At 62.2% G+C, this 17,319-nt stretch carries 16 protein-coding genes; 9 read left to right on the top strand and 7 right to left on the bottom strand.

Annotated elements, in window-relative coordinates; all coding sequences use genetic code 11:
- Nucleotides 1-23 precede the first annotated feature (23 nt).
- On the top strand, nt 24-1,109 hold the full coding sequence (locus tag X744_RS157985) for a glycine betaine/L-proline ABC transporter ATP-binding protein (protein ID WP_023759026.1): 1,086 nt from the start codon (nt 24-26) through the stop codon (nt 1,107-1,109).
- Entirely contained in the window at nt 1,106-3,088 is a 1,983-nt protein-coding gene (locus X744_RS157990; RefSeq protein WP_023759025.1) for an ABC transporter permease subunit, read from the top strand. The genes X744_RS157985 and X744_RS157990 overlap by 4 nt, the downstream gene beginning before the upstream one ends.
- Before the next feature lie 275 nt (nt 3,089-3,363).
- Here the strand turns inward: X744_RS157990 and X744_RS157995 are convergent, their stop codons facing one another.
- From X744_RS157995 to X744_RS158005, 3 genes are all read right to left on the bottom strand, one after another.
- The gene (locus X744_RS157995) at nt 3,364-5,832 is read right to left on the bottom strand and encodes an adenylate/guanylate cyclase domain-containing protein (protein WP_023759024.1); all 2,469 of its coding nucleotides are present in this window, start codon (nt 5,830-5,832) and stop codon (nt 3,364-3,366) included.
- Between the two features lie 81 nt (nt 5,833-5,913).
- Nucleotides 5,914-7,008 (bottom strand): branched-chain amino acid ABC transporter substrate-binding protein, encoded by a 1,095-nt coding sequence (locus X744_RS158000; RefSeq protein ID WP_023759023.1) that lies wholly within the window; start codon nt 7,006-7,008, stop codon nt 5,914-5,916.
- A 419-nt stretch (nt 7,009-7,427) separates the two neighbouring features.
- A complete protein-coding gene (locus tag X744_RS158005) occupies nt 7,428-8,786 on the bottom strand; it encodes an NAD(P)/FAD-dependent oxidoreductase (RefSeq protein WP_023759022.1) in 1,359 nt (452 codons plus the stop codon).
- Nucleotides 8,787-9,124: 338 nt separating this feature from the next.
- Between X744_RS158005 and X744_RS158010 the strand changes: the two genes are divergently transcribed.
- The gene (locus X744_RS158010) at nt 9,125-9,841 is read left to right on the top strand and encodes an XRE family transcriptional regulator (RefSeq protein WP_023759021.1); all 717 of its coding nucleotides are present in this window, start codon (nt 9,125-9,127) and stop codon (nt 9,839-9,841) included.
- Between the two features lie 54 nt (nt 9,842-9,895).
- On the opposite strand, the gene X744_RS158015 is transcribed toward X744_RS158010, so the two are convergent.
- From X744_RS158015 to X744_RS158025, 4 genes are read right to left on the bottom strand one after another with little or no spacing between them, the layout of a single operon-like run.
- A complete protein-coding gene (locus X744_RS158015) occupies nt 9,896-10,936 on the bottom strand; it encodes a DUF3445 domain-containing protein (protein ID WP_023759020.1) in 1,041 nt (346 codons plus the stop codon).
- A 9-nt stretch (nt 10,937-10,945) separates the two neighbouring features.
- Nucleotides 10,946-11,911 (bottom strand): PDR/VanB family oxidoreductase, encoded by a 966-nt coding sequence (locus tag X744_RS0136730; protein ID WP_031260149.1) that lies wholly within the window; start codon nt 11,909-11,911, stop codon nt 10,946-10,948.
- Nucleotides 11,908-12,504, bottom strand: coding sequence for a dimethylamine monooxygenase subunit DmmA family protein (locus X744_RS158020; protein ID WP_023759018.1), 597 nt, complete (start codon nt 12,502-12,504; stop codon nt 11,908-11,910). The genes X744_RS0136730 and X744_RS158020 overlap by 4 nt, the downstream gene beginning before the upstream one ends.
- Before the next feature lie 41 nt (nt 12,505-12,545).
- Nucleotides 12,546-13,679, bottom strand: a complete 1,134-nt coding sequence (locus X744_RS158025; protein WP_023759017.1) for an aminomethyltransferase family protein — start codon at nt 13,677-13,679, stop codon at nt 12,546-12,548.
- Between the two features lie 286 nt (nt 13,680-13,965).
- Between X744_RS158025 and X744_RS158030 the strand changes: the two genes are divergently transcribed.
- From X744_RS158030 to X744_RS158055, 6 genes are read left to right on the top strand one after another with little or no spacing between them, the layout of a single operon-like run.
- Nucleotides 13,966-14,253: a hypothetical protein gene (locus X744_RS158030; RefSeq protein ID WP_023759016.1), complete on the top strand. Its 288-nt coding sequence runs from the start codon at nt 13,966-13,968 to the stop codon at nt 14,251-14,253.
- 12 nt (nt 14,254-14,265) lie between these two features.
- Nucleotides 14,266-14,643 (top strand): hypothetical protein, encoded by a 378-nt coding sequence (locus X744_RS158035; RefSeq protein ID WP_023759015.1) that lies wholly within the window; start codon nt 14,266-14,268, stop codon nt 14,641-14,643.
- Between the two features lie 31 nt (nt 14,644-14,674).
- Entirely contained in the window at nt 14,675-14,836 is a 162-nt protein-coding gene (locus X744_RS1000000171975; protein ID WP_023759014.1) for a hypothetical protein, read from the top strand.
- A gap of 14 nt (nt 14,837-14,850) precedes the next feature.
- Nucleotides 14,851-16,245, top strand: coding sequence for an amino acid permease (locus tag X744_RS158045; protein ID WP_023759013.1), 1,395 nt, complete (start codon nt 14,851-14,853; stop codon nt 16,243-16,245).
- A gap of 45 nt (nt 16,246-16,290) precedes the next feature.
- A complete protein-coding gene (locus X744_RS158050) occupies nt 16,291-16,980 on the top strand; it encodes a hypothetical protein (protein ID WP_023759012.1) in 690 nt (229 codons plus the stop codon).
- On the top strand, nt 16,977-17,300 hold the full coding sequence (locus X744_RS158055) for a hypothetical protein (protein WP_023759011.1): 324 nt from the start codon (nt 16,977-16,979) through the stop codon (nt 17,298-17,300). Before X744_RS158050 ends, X744_RS158055 begins: the two co-directional genes overlap by 4 nt.
- Nucleotides 17,301-17,319: the final 19 nt, after the last annotated feature.

The raw sequence follows: 17,319 nt of genomic DNA, 5'->3' as shown, positions 1-17,319 counted from the left end.
TGATGTTCCAGAAGGACGTTTGAATGACGGACAAGATTGAACAGGAGCCAAACGTGGCGGGCACGCCAAAGGATGCCCGCCCGATAAAACTTGCCTGCCGCAATGTCTGGAAGCTGTTCGGATCGAATGCGGCCAACTTCATCCGAGAACGCGACGGCAAGGCCAGCATGGCTGAAGTCGCTGCTGCCGGACTTGTCGGCGCGGTGCGCGCCGTCGATCTTGAAATCCGCCAGGGTGAGATCTTCATCATTATGGGTCTGTCGGGCTCCGGCAAATCGACGCTGGTGCGCTGCATGTCGAGGCTGGTCGAGCCGACCCACGGCAAGGTCGAATTCGAGGGCAAGGACCTCCTGAAAATCTCGGATGCAGCACTGATCGAATTGCGGCGGCATCGCATGGGGATGGTGTTCCAGAATTTTGCGCTTCTGCCGCATCTCAACGTGCTGGAGAACATCGCCTTTCCGCTCAGCATCCAGGGACAGGACCGGCCGACGCGCGAGGCACGGTCCCGCGAGGTTATCGAACTCGTCGGCTTAAGCGGTCGGGAGCATTTCTATCCGCGCGAGCTTTCCGGCGGCCAGCAGCAACGTGTCGGCATCGCCCGCAGCCTGGCGACCAAACCGGAAATCTGGTTTCTCGACGAACCGTTCTCCGCGCTCGATCCGCTGATCCGCCGCGAGATGCAGGATGAGCTGATGCGGCTGCAGACCATGCTGCACAAGACCATCGTCTTCATCACCCATGATTTCGACGAGGCGATCCGGCTGGCCGACCGCATCGCCATCATGAAGGACGGCGAGGTCATCCAGATCGGCACGCCGGAGGAGTTGGTGGTCAATCCGGCGACCGACTATGTCGCCGAATTCACCCGCGACGTTGACCGCGCCAAGGTGATTTCGGCTCGCAGCCTGATGCGCGCCTGCGACGGCTCGGAGCATGGCGGCACGGTTTCGCCCGATGCCAAGATCGCCAGCTTCTCGGCCGGTATCGTTGCCGCCGACAAGCCGTTCGCGGTGGTCAACGGCACCGGCAAGCCGATCGGCGAGGTGACGCCGCAAGCGGTGATCGATCTGCTGGCCGGTATCGATCGCTCGAGGGCCGGCGCATGACGGTGACGGCAAGTGCCAGTGAAGCAAGGGCGCGACCGCTTCAGATCTGGCTGCTGATCTGGGCGTTCGCGCTTGCCGCCGTGCTTGTCGTTTTCCTGCTGCAGGACCGCCTGCCCTGGGCCGTCAACTATCCGGCAAGCGCCGTCGTGCCGGTCGCCGACTGGGTCAGCGCGCTGATGCGCTGGATCAAGTCGAACCTGTCGTGGCTGACCCGCTCGATCACCGCTGTGCTCGGCGTGCCGCTCGATTTCGCGCTCAACCTGCTGGCCAAGAATTTCAAGATCGGTCATGGCATTGATGCCTATGTCCTGCCGCGCCTGTCCTGGGTCGGCGTCTGCGCTGCCGCCTTCCTCGCCGGACATGCCGTTGGCGGCCGGAAACTCAGCCTGCTGGTTGGCGGCTGCTTCCTCTATATCGCGCTGTTCGGCCAATGGACCAGTGCCATGCTGACGCTGGCGCTGATCTCGATCGCGGTGCCGTTCTGCATCGTCACCGGCCTGTTCGCCGGCATATGGGCATGGCGCAAGCCTTGGGCCGAAAGGCTCATCGTCTCCCCTGCCCTTGACCTGATGCAGACGATCCCGACCTTTGCCTACCTCATCCCGATGCTGCTGCTGTTCGGCAACAGCCCGGTCTCGGCGATGATCGCGACCGCCATTTTCGCCACGCCGCCGATGGTGCGGGCGACGATGCTGGGGCTGTCGCGGGTGCCCTCCGAGATCGACGATTTCAGCGAAATGGCCGGCTGCACGGCCCGCCAGAAATTGTGGCGGGTGCTGCTGCCTTCGGCGCGGCCGACACTGATGGTCGGCGTCAACCAGGTGATCATGCTGGCGCTGAATATGGTCATCATCGCCTCGATGATCGGTGCCGGTGGCCTCGGCTACGACGTGCTCCTGGCACTGCGCGCGCTGAAGGTCGGCGAAGCGATGGAAGCCGGTCTCGCCATCGTGGCGCTCGCCATCGCGCTCGACCGACTGAGCCAGGCCATCGCGCACAAGCAGGCCAAGGGTCATGTCCATAAGGCGATCGGCGCGAGCCTCTGGCGACGCTACCCCAATCTGACGCTGGCCATCGCCATCCTTGCCGTGACAACGCTGCTCGGCCTGTTCGTGCCGGCCTTCGCGGCGGTGCCGAAGGCGATCACCTTCACCACCGCGCCGCTGTGGAAGGCGGCGGTGAACTGGGTCACGATCAATTTCTTCGATGCGATCGAGGCGTTTCGCGTGGCGCTGATCCTCAATTTGCTGAATCCGCTGCGCGCCTTTTGCGAAGGCTTTCCCTGGCTGGGTGCCGTCTTCCTGCTCGGCCTCGCCGGCTATCAGCTTAGCGGTTTCCGCCTGGCCGTATTGGTTGCCGCTCTGACCGCCTTCTGTGCCATCACAGGCCTGTGGGAAAAAACCATGGCGACCGTCTATCTCTGCGGCATCTCGGCCTTCGTCGCTTGTCTGATCGGCATCCCGATCGGGCTGATGGCCTCGCGCAGCGACCGCTTCGAGAAGATCGTCACCCCGGTCATCGACACGCTGCAGGTGCTGCCTTCCTTCTGCTTCATAATCCCGGTGGTGATGCTGTTTCGGGTCGGTGATGTCACCGCGATGATCGCAACGATAGCCTTCGCGGTGGTGCCGGCGATCCGCTACACCAATCACGGCATCAGGCAGGTGCCGCCGGCGCTGATCGAGGCGGCCAAGGTGTCCGGCTGCACGCCGCGCCAGACCTTCTTTCGCGTGCAACTGCCGCTGGCGCTGCCGGAGATCATGCTCGGCGTCAACCAGACGATCCTGATGGCGCTGGCAATGATCATCATCTGCGCCATGGTCGGCACGCGCGATCTCGGCCAGGAAGTGTTCATCGCGTTGTCCAAGGCCGATTCCGGCCGCGGCATCGTCGCCGGCCTGGCAATAGCCTTCATCGGCATCGTCGCCGACCGGCTGTTCAGCGCCTGGACGGCGAAGGCACGGGCGAGGCTGGGGTAGGATTCGTCAGCGAACGAACACAGAGCTTCATTTCCGGTCGTGGCCGAATGACCCGGTAAGGTCGGAATCCGATCCAATGCGACATTCGCCGTACTAGGCGTCTGCCTCGCGCCATATCCGGACCTTGCCGGCGATGCCGTGAATGTTAAGTCTCGGCTCCGATGCGGACGTTCCGCCCGAGTTCGAAGACTGAGAGCGACCGTTCTGCCAATGAGTGGCGTCTCACATCCCACTCCTTGCGTCCATTGGGAGGGGTCGTTGTGGACCAAGCCCTACTACCCGGGCTTGTGACAAAGCCGATCCAGCGCGTCTCGAAGTGCAGTGGCGGCATCGCCACGCTCGTCAGGGGACATCAGCTCCGGTTCAAGTTCCAGCCTGAAGTGCGGCAGCTCGGTTCGAACAGCACAACGAGCGGCCGCCAGATTGGCCTTCAGATCGATGACGCGGTAGGTGGCGACGGGATAGGCGATCCCCTTGACCTGGACGTGCCCCAGCTCCTCACAGTCGATTGAGTCCTTCACTTGCGCAAACGTCTCGTAGGAAATGAGGATGGCCCCCGGCGGCGCCTCCTGCTCCAGGCGCGAGGCGAGATTCACGGCGCCGCCGATTATCGTGTAGTCCATCCGGTCCTCGCTGCCGAAGTTACCGACGGTGCAGTAGTCGGTATGGATGCCGATGCGACAGCGCAGCGGTGTTTCGATCCCCATGTCCCGCCAGACTTCGGCAAGCTCGATAATCCGCTTTTGCATTGCAAGTGCCATCTGCGCGCAAGCCAGCGCGTCCTCCTTGACGCCGCGAGTCTCGGGATCGCCGAAAAACATCAGGATCGCGTCGCCGACATATTTGTCGATTGTCGCGCCGTGATCCGAAGCAATTTTCGACATTTCCGTCAGATAGTGATTGAGGAGTTGGGTGAGATCCTCGGATTCCATTTTGTCAGTGGTCTCGGTAAAGCCGGCGATATCGGAGAAGCATATTGTCAGTTTCTTCCGCTGGCTGGCGATCCTGACCTCCTGGCGGCCGGTGAATATCGAGCGATACACTTGGGGCGCCAGATACTTCGCCAGCTTGCTGGAAAGCGCCTCCAGAACCACGGATTTCTCGGCGAGGTTCTCCTCCCTTTGCTTCAGCTCAGTGATGTCCGAATAGACGGCGACCGTGCCGCCGGCGCTGATCCGCCGCTCGCTGATCATGACCCATCGCCCATCGCCTCGCCGCTGCACCCAAGGTTCGCCAGGGTTGCGGTGCCGCGAGAGGCGCTCGGCGACCCACTCCTCGACCCGCCCCTCGGCGTCCCTGATGTAGCCGCGCTCAGCGGATCGGCGAATGATTTGCTCGAATGTCGTGCCGGGCGTCAGTTCGGTCTCCAGACCGGTGTAGAGCAATTCGCGGTAGCGGCTGTTGCTGAGGACGAGCCGGTCCTCCCAGTCGTACAGGGCGAATCCTTCGGAGATGCTTTCGATGGCATCGATGAGCCGCTGACGAGCTTCCGCAACGTCGCGCAGATTCTTTTCCTCGATCTCGACAGCAGTATCCCGGAAGAGTCTCAGCGCTTCGGCCATGCGCCCGATTTCGTCGCTGCCAGCTGCGGGCAGCGGCGCACGAAGGTTGCCCCCCGCAATCGCGAGCATGCCCTGGCTCACGGCCCCCAGTCGGGCAAGGAGGCTGCGGTCGACATAGAGCCAGACAACCAGAACCGAACTCAGGAGGCTGAGGAAGGCGGAGCCGAGCACAACCGCGGTGCCGTAGCGCTGGACGAGCGCGGCTTCGCGACCGGACGCAGCGATCTCCTGGTCTGCCGTGGCGACCAGGCGATCGACGCCAGCGGTGAGATTGCGCGACAGTCGATTGTTCTCGGCCAGAAGCCTTTCGCCCTGTGCCAGGACACCAAACTCGTCCTCCCGCGCCTTGGGGATGCTGTCCTCGCCGTCGGTCAAACCCTTGAATTCGTCGACACGCTGCCGGAAGCGGATCCGCAGCTTTTCGTCGATCTCCGTGGCAACCTTTTCAAGAGCAGTGAGCGAACGGCGTAGCGGAAAAAGGATCAACGCCAGGTCGCCCGGCGTCGGCGCGTTCGCGACCTTCACCAGCGCGTCGTTGACCGCCGAGATCTCCAGCTGCGCCTTCTGCTGGGGGATGTAGGCCGCAATCGCCTGGACCAGGTCGGCCATCGCCGCTGCGCGTCGATCAGCCGACAGCGACGTGTCGGCCGCGACCGCCCGCCATTGCGGGAGCCTGGAATCCATCACTAGGATGCCGGTGGCGACAAGGCGCTGGCTGCCGGTCGTCGTCGCGGCGAGGCGGTTCAGGAGTTCCTCCTTACGGGCTACCACGTCGAGCCGGGCGACAACAAGAGAGTCGAGCTCCTTCAGGTTGCGCCTCAGAACAATCGCGGCTTCCTCGATCTCGGCCAAAGGCACTGTGCCCGACGTGGCATCCCGGAGGTCCGTGCGCAGGGCCTCGAGGCGGGACATCTCGAGCGCGACGGCAGCCGAGACCTCGCTGTGCTGAGCCCTGCTTGTCGCTGCCAGCACCGATGGCGCGGCAGCAGCGACCCGTTCGGCCTGGCGCGACAGCTGGAGGGAGGCGAGCGCCGACGGCACTCGATCCGTGGTAATTCGGTCGACGACGTCGCCAACCTGGAGGAAGGCATAAAGCGCCGCAGCGGTTGCTAGCACCGCAAGGGCGCTGATCCCGAAAAAGGCGAGCAACAGCCGGCCGCGTATGCCGAGGCGTTCAAGCATCTCGGCGAGTCGGAACAGTCCGGCCACACTGGTCTTCATCAGACTAGACGTCTCAGCCGGCGCGCCGGCGATCAGCGAATCCTATTCAACCGGCACGTACTCTCCGCCGCGCCAGACGTACCAAACCCAGCTCTGCTTCGTGAGGTCGCCCTTGTCGTCGAAATCGACCCGGCCGATGACGGTGTCGAATTCCTGTTCGTGCAGTGCCGCAATGACGGCCTTCGGCTCCAGCGAACCTGCCTTCGAGACGGCCTGGGCCCAGACCTGGACCGCGCAGTAGCTCAACAGCGTATAGCCCGCGGGTTCGAAGTTCTCCGCACGGAACTGCTCAACGACCGCGGCCGCTTCGGAGCTTCGCCTCGGGTCCGCCGGGAACGTGAAGAGGGTCCCCTCCGCCGCGGGGCCGGCGATCAGGGCAAATTCCTCGGTCGCCAAAGCATCTCCGGATATGAGCTGAAGCGTATAGCCACTGTCGTGTGCAGCGCGAGCAATCAGCGCAACCTCGGCATGATACCCACCCACATACAAGGCCGAGACGCCGGCGGTCTGCAACGCAGCGACCTCGGCCGAATAGTCGTCCTTCCCGGGAATGTATGCGTCGTAAACGGCCTCAGTCACGCCCCGCTTGTTCAGCTGCTTCCTGGTCTCGTCGGCGAGACCCTTCCCATAGGTCGAGTTGTCGTGGAGGATCGCAATCTTCTTGTTGCCCCAGCGATCGGCAAGGTAGTTGCCGGCGATGAACCCTTGCGCGTCGTCGCGGCCAATGGTGCGAAAGACATTGGCACGGCCCTGTTCGGTCAGCTGCGGATTGGTCGAGCCTGGGGATATCTCAACGACGCCCGCCTCCTCGTACACTTTTGATGCGGGGATCGAGGCCCCGGAGCAATAATGCCCGACGACGAGCACGACCCCGTCAGCCACCAGCTTCTTGGCGGCCGCCACAGCTTGCTCGGGATCGCAGAAGTCGTCGACCGAGATGAGCCTCACCTTCTGGCCGAGCACGCCGCCCGCCGTGTTGACGTCGGCCACTGCCATCTCCGCGCCGCGCTGTCCCTGCTCGCCGATCCAGGCGAGCCGTCCCGTCATCGCAGCCGAGACGCCGATCAGCACCTCCGCCCGCGCGGAGCTGAACACGGCCGCGAGAACTAAGATCGCTATGGCGATGATGCGGTGCATGTGTGCACCCCCTTAGCTGTAGCTTACGCCAATCCCGCCAGAGCCGACAGCCCCTTCGGCAAGCGCGACTGAATCCGGCTGCTATTGCAGCGCACACCTAATTTGGCGAAGCAATCATACACTGGAATGGCGTGTCGTAACTTCGTTCGCTGAGGTCGGAATCGCGCGCCAAATCCGGACGTTACCACTGACCGGAGTGAGCGTCGTGATCGGGTCAACTTGCGTCGTCCAGGCTCTCGGCGTCAAATGGCCGAGAAGGGCCGGGACTCGATCGTTCAGAATGATTGGATTTTGACCCTAAGCCGCGGACTCTATTTTCGTTTTCTTATTTGACCATGATCTTTTCCGAACGGAGGTCAGCGAAGCAAAAACCGGTATCCACTTTTCGCTGATGCGACCCTTCGGTTCGGAGGCCGGAGCTACTCAGCCGCTACCCCCTTTACCTCCAGATAGCTCTCCATCGAATCGTCCAGCGCCTGCAGCCAGGGCGTATGATGCAACGGCGCCATGGTGCCGGTCATCAGCGAGCGATAGGCGTGGTCGCGGAAGCTCATGATGTCTTCGCCTTTGTGGTGCTCCCACTCCATGAAGGTCTGGTTGACCGCCTCGACATCGAAACCGGGATAGTCGGTCTGATCCATCAATTCCTTGGTGTAGTCGCCCTGGAACCAGATCATCTGCTCGGCGTCTTCGAGCGTTTCCTCACGCGCCCGCCATTTCGCGCCGTGCGCGGCCATCGCCTCGGCCGACGGCAGCTTGATGCGGCCCATGATCACGTCTCGCGCGAACCAGGCCTGCGCGTCGAACATGTTGAAGGTGTAGAACTGGTCCTGCATGCCGATATAGGAAAGCTGCGGGTTCTTCTCCCAGACGACGCCTTCGTAGAGATCGAGCGGCCACATGCGGTTGGCGGTCTTGAGCTTCAAATCGTCGGTCAGGAACGGGAAAGAATGCAGGTAGCCGGTGCACAGGATGATAGCGTCGACATCCCTAGTAGTGCCATCCTTGAAATGCGCCGTCTTGCCGACAACCTTCTGCAGCAGCGGCACCTCTTTCCAATTCTCCGGCCATTTGAAGCCCATCGGCTTCGAGCGGTAGCTGGTGGTGATCGATTTGGCGCCGTACTTGTAACATTGCGAACCGATGTCCTCGGCTGAATAGGAACGGCCGATGATCAGGATATCCTTGCCCTTGAATTCCATCGCGTCGCGGAAATCATGGCTGTGCAAGATGCGGCCGTTGAAGGTGGAGAAACCCTCGAAATAGGGCACGTTGGGCACCGAGAAATGCCCCGAAGCGACGACGACATTGTCGAACTCTTCCGAGTAGGTGACGTCATTGGTGCGGTCATGCGCGGTGACGGTAAATTTCTTCGTCTCGTTCGAGAAGGTGACCATGCGCACCGGGCTGTTGAAGCGCACCCATTTGCGCACGCCCGACTTCTCGACACGGCCCTTGATGTAATCCCACAGCACGGCGCGCGGCGGATAGGAGCCGATCGGCCGGCCGAAATGCTCCTCGAAAGTGTAGTCGGCGAATTCCAGGCATTCCTTCGGGCCGTTGGACCATAGGTAGCGGTACATCGAGCCATGCACAGGATCGCCGTGCTCGTCGAGGCCGGTGCGCCAGGTGTAATTCCATAGGCCGCCCCAGTCCGACTGCTTTTCGAAGCAGACGATCTCGGGGATGTCGGCGCCCTTGTCGGCCGCCGACTTGAAAGCCCTGAGCTGTGCCAGGCCGGATGGACCGGCTCCGATGACGGCAACGCGACTGTTCATGGCAGGCCTCCCGATCCGATTTCGGCTTTTGTCTTGACGCAATCCCCAAGGGAAAGCGCAACCGGCTTTTCCCGGGAAAACCGCTTTACGTTTTTCATGGAATTGCTCTTACGAAACAAATTTCACTCACAGGACAATAATTGGCCCTTTCGTGCTGTCAACCGGCCGGTGCTGAAACAAGGTTGCACCGTGATGGATTTCCGAAAAAAAACTGGTGCGGCCAAACGCGGGATCACGCGCATGCGCCTTCAGGCGACTTGCCGTCGCAGTTGCGCTGCTGTATCGGCAGCTGACATGTTCACCTAGAGTGAAATAAATCCCAGGAGTGCCGGGGCGACATGGCGAAGACAGTTTCCGATTCCAAGGCTGGTTCCGCCGGTGCGAAGGCCAAGCCGCTGCCAAAGGTCTCGGCCGACGGGAAAACCATCCGCGCGCCGCTGACGCAGAACCCGCATGCCATTCGCGATACCCGTGAAAAAGTGCTGGAGGTCGCGATCGGCCGCGAGGTGCGCGCCTTCCGCAAGAAGCTCGGCATCACCGTCGCAGACCTCGCGGTCGCCACCGACATTTCGCTGGGCATGCTGTCGAAAATCGAGAACGGCATCACCTCGCCGTCGCTGACCACTTTGCAGGCACTGTCGCGGGCGCTGGGCGTTCCGGTGACCGCCTTCTTCCGCCGCTTCGAGGAAGAGCGCAGTGCCGTCTTCGTCAAGGCGGGCGAAGGCCTCGATGTCGAGCGCCGCGGTACGCGAGCCGGCCACCAGTACAATCTGCTCGGTCATATCGGTTCCAACACCAGCGGCGTCGTCGTCGAACCCTATCTGATCACGCTGACGGAGGATTCGGATGTGTTCCCGACCTTCCAGCACGAAGGCATGGAGTTCCTCTACATGCTCGAGGGCGAGGTCGTTTACCGGCACGGCAGCAACCTCTACCCGATGAAGCCCGGCGACAGCCTGTTCTTCGACGCGGATGCGCCGCACGGGCCGGAGCAGCTGACCAAACTGCCGATGCGCTATCTCTCGATCATCTGCTATCCGCAGAGCGCGGGTTAGGTTAGCCGATCTCCCCCCTCGAGGGGGAGATCGGCAGATTTGCGGGCGGCAGCTTCAGTCCGGCCCGAACCCCGGGCTCGTCGCACTCCCATCATCGAGCTTCGACAACCACTCGACGAGCGCCGGACGGTAGCGCGTCAGGCCCTTGTAATTGGCGAGTTCGTCGGGAAGATCGCGGATGACGCGGTGCAGGCGCCGTGCCCATTTCGGCTGCGTCACCAGTTCATCCATCTTGATCAGGTAGCAGCGAATTGGAAAGACGATGCCGTTCGAGCGCGGCAGGCGCCAGAAGCTCTGCAGTTCGACGCGCAGATGCACCTTGTCGCCGACATTTTCGGGCGTCACCGTCGCCCGGTCCGGACCCCATTTGTGATAGTTCTCCGGGCTCGTATCGAGGCGTGGATTGATGGTCATCGTCCAGTTCAGGCGCCGCGCCGGCTTGCCTTGCTGGATGTTGGTGAGGAATTTCAGCGCCCTGACGAAAATCCCCTTCTCATGCGCCAGCGGCACCGGCGCGTGCCATTCGAAGAAATTCATGCCGATGTCGAAATCGAGCGACCAGTCGGCCTGGGTGGTGACCATGCCGGCATCCATCCACAGATTGCCGTCGCGCTGGTCGAGGATGCAGAAATCGCCCTGGCTCTGCCGGGTGATGTACTCCATCGGCCCGTAAGGCAGCGTCGAGGTGTCGCCGAAGGTGAAGGTGTCGTCGATGCCGAGCGGCCGGTTGATCCAGCGCCAACGATCGCCGTCACGGGTCAGCGTGAAGTGCTCGGGATAGCCAAGTGCCTGCTGCTCCATCAAAAGCTCGAGCAGGTCCCAGCCGGCCAACGTCATGTGCGGCAGCGACTGGCACCGCAACGGGTCCTCGGCGAGCACCAGCGCGCGGTCCTGCATCTCGGCGACATAGTGCTCGTCGACGTCGATCAGATTTTCCAGCACGCTGCCCCTCGACCCGACGACATGCGGCTCGATGTTGACGGCATACATGTAGGCATCTTCGTGGAACGGGAACGGAAACCGCCTGATGTGCTCCGGGCTGTTCCTGAAGGTGAAGTCGTCGCGGAACGTTTCCTTGCGAAAGGTGATGCCCATGATTTTCTCCTAGCGCTCCAGGACCAGCGACCGGCCCTCGAAGCGCGACACGCACGGCATGATCTTCTTGCCCGAACGGTGCTCTTCCTCGCTCAGCCAGTGGTCGTTGTGGATGAACCTGCCGTCCGAAGAGATGACGTTGGTTTCACACTGGCCACAGACGCCGCCGCGGCAGAGATAGGGTGGATCGACGCCGGCCGCCTCGATCGCCTCGAGAAGGCTCTGCTGCTCATCGACACGGATCGTCTTGGCGCTGACGGCAAGCGTCACGTCGAACGGCAGCCCGGGCTGGGGGGCCGCGAAATGCTCGAAATGCACGGTCTCCGTCGGCCAGCCGAGGCTTGCCGCGCGGTCACGCACCCAATTGATCATGCCGGCCGGGCCGCAGACATAGAGATGCGTGCCGAGCGGCTGCGTCGACAGCAAGCGGTCGAGCTCGATGCGTTCCTCGCGATCGTCGTGATAGAGCCTGATGCGACGGCCGTAGCGCTCGCGCAGCACATCGGCATAGGTGCCGAGCGATGCGGTGCGGCAGGTGTAGTGCAGCTCGAAATTGCCGCCTTCGGCCGCCAGTTGCGCGGTCTGCGCCATGAACGGCGTGATGCCGATGCCGCCGGCCAGCATCAGGTGCTTCCTGGCGCGCAGGTCAAGCGAGAATAGGTTGACGGGGTAGCTGACCACCATCTCCATGCCGGGGCGAACATGCCTGTGCATGAACAGCGAGCCGCCGCGGCCGACATCGTCGCGGCGCACCGAGATCGTATATTCGCGGGTGTCGAGCGGCGAGCCCATCAGCGAATAAGGATTGAGCCTGGTGCGCTCGCCGTCGCGCATCTCGACCACGACATGGGCGCCACCGGAAAAGATCGGCAAAAGCTCGCCGTCGCGGCGACGGAAATGGAAGCGGGTGACCAGGTCGTTGACCGGGACGACATCGCTGACGACGACGTCGAGTTTTGTTGTTCCGATGCTCATCGGAAGACCTCCTCCATCGGAGGAATCTCCGAGCGATCTTCCGCATTGATGCAGACGCCCTGGAAGGCGGCGATGCGCCGGGAATAGTGATCGCGCACCAGAAGCAGCAGCCCGCAATGCGCGCAGGTCGCCGGCTGCGTCGTCACATTCTCGGTGATGCCCTTGCAGTGAACGCACTGCATGCGCCGCGCCAGCGAGCCGCGGTGCTCGGTCTGGATCGAGGTGTGGTCGATGCCGGCTTCAAGCGCCACCTGCATCGCCTGGCCGATCAGGCCTTCTGTGCCGGCGAGATAGAGGCGCAGCCCCATATGCGCGTTGGCGAGTGTCTGCCTGAGCCGTGGCAGCAGGCTGGCGAAGGACGGGGCCTGATGAAACTGTGCCGGTTTCAGCATTTCGAGCGCGGCGATGTGTTTACCGTCAGAGCCAGGAATAAAGACGATTTCGGCCCCGTCGAAGAACCCGGCCGGCGCGCTGCCGGCCATGTCCCTTATCGCCAGCGCCCCTTCCGCATCCGCGATAAATAGATGATGCTTGCCCGGTTGCGGACCCAAGGTTCCGTAAACCGGCCGGCTGATGATGCTTTTGGCTGCCATTTAAGTCTTCGTGCCTCGAACCCCTCGCCGTTGACTATGCCTCAACCTTTCGCCGTGCGCTTTGTCTTCTTGGGATCATCGAAAGGGAGCGGCTGCGCAGTCGCCTTGATGGCACCGCTCTTGTTGCGGATTTCGAGCCTGGTGTCCTTGACCGCGCAATCGACGTCGAGCCGGGCGATGCCCATCGATTTCTCGACCAGCGGCGAATACATGGCGCAGGTCACCAAGCCGACCTTCTTTCCGTCGCGATAGACCGGCGCGCCTTCATCGGCGGGCTCCTTGCCGTCAAGCAGAACGCCATAGATCTTGAAGCGCTCCTTGCCCTTCAGGCGGTAGTGCTCCTCGGCGCCGCGAAAGCCCGTCTTGCCAGGGCTGACGGTGAAATCGAGGCCGAGTTCCCACAGCGTGTCGCCGGGGCCTTCATTGTCGAACGGATACTTTTGGGAATTGTCGTAGGGATAAAAGAGCAGGTAACTTTCGACGCGCAGCATGTCGAGCGTGGTGAAGCGGCACGGAATGATGCCGGCGCTCTTGCCTTCGTCGAGGATCCTGTCCCAGATCGTGCCGGCATCCTGGCCGCGGCAGAAGATCTCGTAGCCGCGCTCGCCGGTGTAACCGGTGCGCGAAATCATCACCGGAAAGCCGAACAGCTGCGTCTGCATGTGGTGGAAATAGTTGAGGTCGCGGATGCCCGGCACATGCTTGGCCAGATAGTCGACCGATGTCGGGCCCTGCAGCGACAGATCGTGCAGATTGTCGTCGAAGCGCAGCGAGACGTCGCGTCCTACCGAAGCGCGCTGCAATTCCTCGTGGCCGGTGCCCGATCCGTGCACGACCATCCAGGCATTGGGGCCGGTGCGGTAGAGGATGCAATCGTCGGTGAATTTTCCGGCTTCGTTCAGCATGCAGGCATAGGCCGACTTGCCGGGATAGATCTTTTCGACATCGCGCGTCGTCGCCAGGTCGATCAGGTGCGAGGCATGCGGCCCGGTGATGTGGACCTTCTTGAGGCCGGAGACGTCCATCAGGCCAGCCTTGGTGCGGATGGCGATGTACTCCTCGTCGGCATTCTTGTCGTAGCTCCAGGCGGTTCCCATGCCGCTCCAGTCTTCGAGCTTCGAGCCGAGCGCGCGATGGCGATCCGCCAGGGCCGAAAATCTCCAGGATGCCGTCATCCGCACGTCCTCCGCTTCGAAAAATCTTTTGCCGTTCCCCGCTCCCTGCGCAGCGGCGGGAGCTTTGGCCGAATATTGACCGCAAACGTCAGGGCGCCGCAATACCCATAAGCAATTAATTTCATTGTGAGGCAAAATCCGTTGCGCGAAGCAAACGGTTAACCCGGCGTAAATCGCGCTTGACAATTGCGGGATTCGGACGGAATTATGAAAAAAATTTCACTCTCTTGAAAGAGGGCGGCGAGCGGCCAATTCGGGGTCGAACGTTGGGAAAAGGGGAAAACCGATGTCAGACATGCACCGGCGCATCGAAGCGCTGTACCGTTCCGACGTGCGCGGGTCCGCGCTCCTGATCGTGTGCCTGTGGGCGACGATCCTCTTCGTCCTCTTCATGACGTGGCCGTACGTCCCGAACACGGGGATCAAGGCGGTCGTCGCCGCCGCCGCCGCTGCCGTGCTGATCTTCAACACGGCCGCCATCCTGGCGATGGTCAAGCACTACAAGGAAGACAAGGAATTCATCTACGGGCTCGATATCAAGAACGCCGACGCGTTCCGCAACCGCAAGTCCTGAGGGGTAGAAGAGATGCCGCGCTACACGCCACCGGAGCAGAGCAAGGCCGGGCAGGTTTTCGACATCGCCGTCGTCGTGGTCGCCATTTTCGTGGCACTGTGGCTGCCGCTCAAGCTGGGCCTTGCCGGTGCGGCAAAATCGATCGACGCGCTCGACGCCAAGACGTGGGAAGCGCTTGGCCAGAACCCGACCATGGCCTCGATCTGGGAAAAGCTCGGCTACACGCCCGAGACCGCGCATGACATCATCCAGAACCGCTTCCACTATGTCATCGACTGGCCGACGCTGATTATCATGGCCGCGGTGCTGATCGGCTATTTCGTCTTCCTGTTTCGCGCATCCGACCGCGAATATCGCGACGTCATCAACGAAAAATTCGACGACAAGTAAAAGCTTCGACGACAAAATTGGGGCACGCACCATGTGGACGGTACTCTCTTACGCATGCTGGGGCATCTCGATCGTGCTTGCCCTGTGGATGCTCTACGACTGGTTCAAGGTCGACACGACCTTCTCCGAAGAGGTGCTGACCTCGTCGCGCGAAGGTGAACTGGAAGCCGTTTCCGAAAAACACCGGATCTGAGTGGGGATTGAACAATGACGGTTACACTTGAACCGGCAATCCACGGAGACAGGGTTTCCCTGCTGCGCGTGCTTGGCCCGGCCCATGTCTGGGCGCTTGGCGTCGGCATCGTTCTCGTCGGCGAATTCACAGGCTGGAACTTTGCCGCCGACAAGGGCGGCGCGCTGGCAGCACTGATCGTCTGCTGGGTTGTCGGTTTGCTCTACACCTCGGTCGCGATGATCGATTCCGAGGTGACATCGACCGTCGCCGCCGCCGGCGGCCAATATGCGCAGGCCAAGCACATTGTCGGACCGCTGATGGCGTTCAATGTCGCGCTGTTCCTGGTCTTTGCCTACACCATGCTCGAAGTGTCCGACGCCATCCTGCTCGGCGACACCATCGTCGCCAAGGCAGGGGTCGAAGGGCTGACCCACAATTCCTTCATCGCCGCGACCATCGTCGTGCTGGCGTGGCTGAACTATCGTGGCGTGCTGATGACGCTCAACGTCAACTTCGTCATCACCGCAATCGCCTATATCTCGATCGTCATCCTGTTCTTCTCGGTCAGCCCGTGGACGCAGGGCGCCGTGCTGAAGCTCAACGAACTGGTCACCCCCGGCAATGCCCTGCCCTATGGCTGGATCGGTGTCATCGCCGCCTTCCAGTTCGGCATCTGGTATTATCTCGGCATCGAGGGCACCACGCAGGCCGCCGAAGAAGTGCGCTCGCCGGCCCGCTCGCTGCCTTACGGCACCATGGCCGGCATGATCACGCTTTTGATCGCCGCCGCCATGACCTGGTATGTCTGCGCCTCGATGATGCCGTGGGAATATCTGGGCATCACCTATTACCCGTTGTGGGACGCGGGCAAGCTGACCGGCAGTCCGCTGCTCGAGAACCTGCTGTTCGTCGCCACGCTGCTTGCCGCGCTGGCCTCGGCCAATGGCTGCATCAACGATGCGGCGCGCGCCTGGTTCTCGCTCGGCCGTGACCGCTATCTGCCGACCTGGTTCTCGGCCGTGCACCCGAAATATCGCACGCCCTACCGCTCGATCCTGTTCCTGCTGCCGATCGCGCTGGCCTTCGCCTTCATCGCCGACCTCAACCAGGCGATCACTTTCTCGATCCTGTCAGGCGTGCTGCAATACACGTTCATGAGCATCAACATCGTCATGTTCCGCAAGAAGTGGCCGCTGGGCTCTATCCGCCGCGGCTACACGCACCCGTTCCATCCGATCCCGGCCGTCGTGCTGTTTTGCCTTTGCGTGGTGACCTTCTTCGCCATCTTCCTCGGCTTCGGTTCGCAGCTGATCGCCATGGTCGCCTTCTACTTCTTGATCTCGCTGTGGTTCCATTTCTACCGGTACAGATTCGTGCGGCGCGGCGATCAGTTCACCATGCCGTGGCCGAAGCCGCAGGGGTATTGATGGGAGCAGGCCTGTCCGGACTCCGGGCGGGCCCGGCATGAGAAAATGTCCGAGGTGACACCAGCACTGCTTGCCGGGGCCATTGTCCTGGCTCTCGTCCTCCACCTTGCCTGGCTGGCGCGCATCGGCCGCAAAAGGGCCTCGGCTGCGCTCGCCGTCGAGCAGGGCCGTGTCCGCACAGTCATCGCCGACGCAGCCGATGTTTCGGACGGCACCGCCGGCGTCATCACCTGGCAAGGATCATGGAGAGGCCGGCGCGTGCAGGTACGCACCATCGTCGATACGCTGGCGACGCGGAAACTGCCGGCGCGCTGGCTCAGTGTTTCGGTCACCGAAGCGGTGGCGGTGCCAGCTACGTTCGACATGATGATGCGGCCGGGCTCGCCGACGACCTTCTCCAATTTCGATCACCTTGAGCATACGCTGCCGAAGGCCCCGGGATTTCCTGCCGAGGCGGTGCTGCGCACCGACCGCAGGGCGGCGCGCTTTCCCCAGGGCCTCATCGCCAGCCATATCGAGATCTTTGCCGAGGGCCGCGCCAAGGAACTGCTGATCACCCCGAACGGAGTGCGTATCGTCTGGCTGCTGGCCGAGGCCGAACGGGCACGCTACGGCGTTTTCCGGCAAGCCGAATTTGGCGGCACCACACTCGATCCAGCATTGATCGAAAGATTGCTGGTATCGGTGTCGGCGCTGCGCGACGCCATCAACAAAACCGAACGGCAGGCCGCATGACCAGTTCCATCCCCGCACCCACCAATCCCTATCTGGTCCTCGGCGCCGCAATCATGCTGCCGGCAAGCGGACATGTCATTCTCGGCGTGCCGGTGCGCGGCCTGCAGTTCCTCTTCTTCATGGTGATCCTGGCATGGGTCACGGCCAAGATCGCGCCGCCTGATGCCAGCTTCGTCGGCCGCCATGCCGGCGGCTTCCTGATCTATGCCCTGTCGATCCTCGACGCCTACAAGATCGCCCGCATCCGCACCGCCAAATGGGTTCACAATGCGCGGACGGGCAGCGATAATTCGCATGGCGGCATTACGCCACGCACGTAATCAGAGGAAAATTTTTTTC

It is taken from the genome of Mesorhizobium sp. LNHC252B00, from assembly GCF_000502955.1.
Taxonomy (GTDB): domain Bacteria; phylum Pseudomonadota; class Alphaproteobacteria; order Rhizobiales; family Rhizobiaceae; genus Mesorhizobium.
This window is presented reverse-complemented; position numbering and strand designations above follow the sequence as displayed.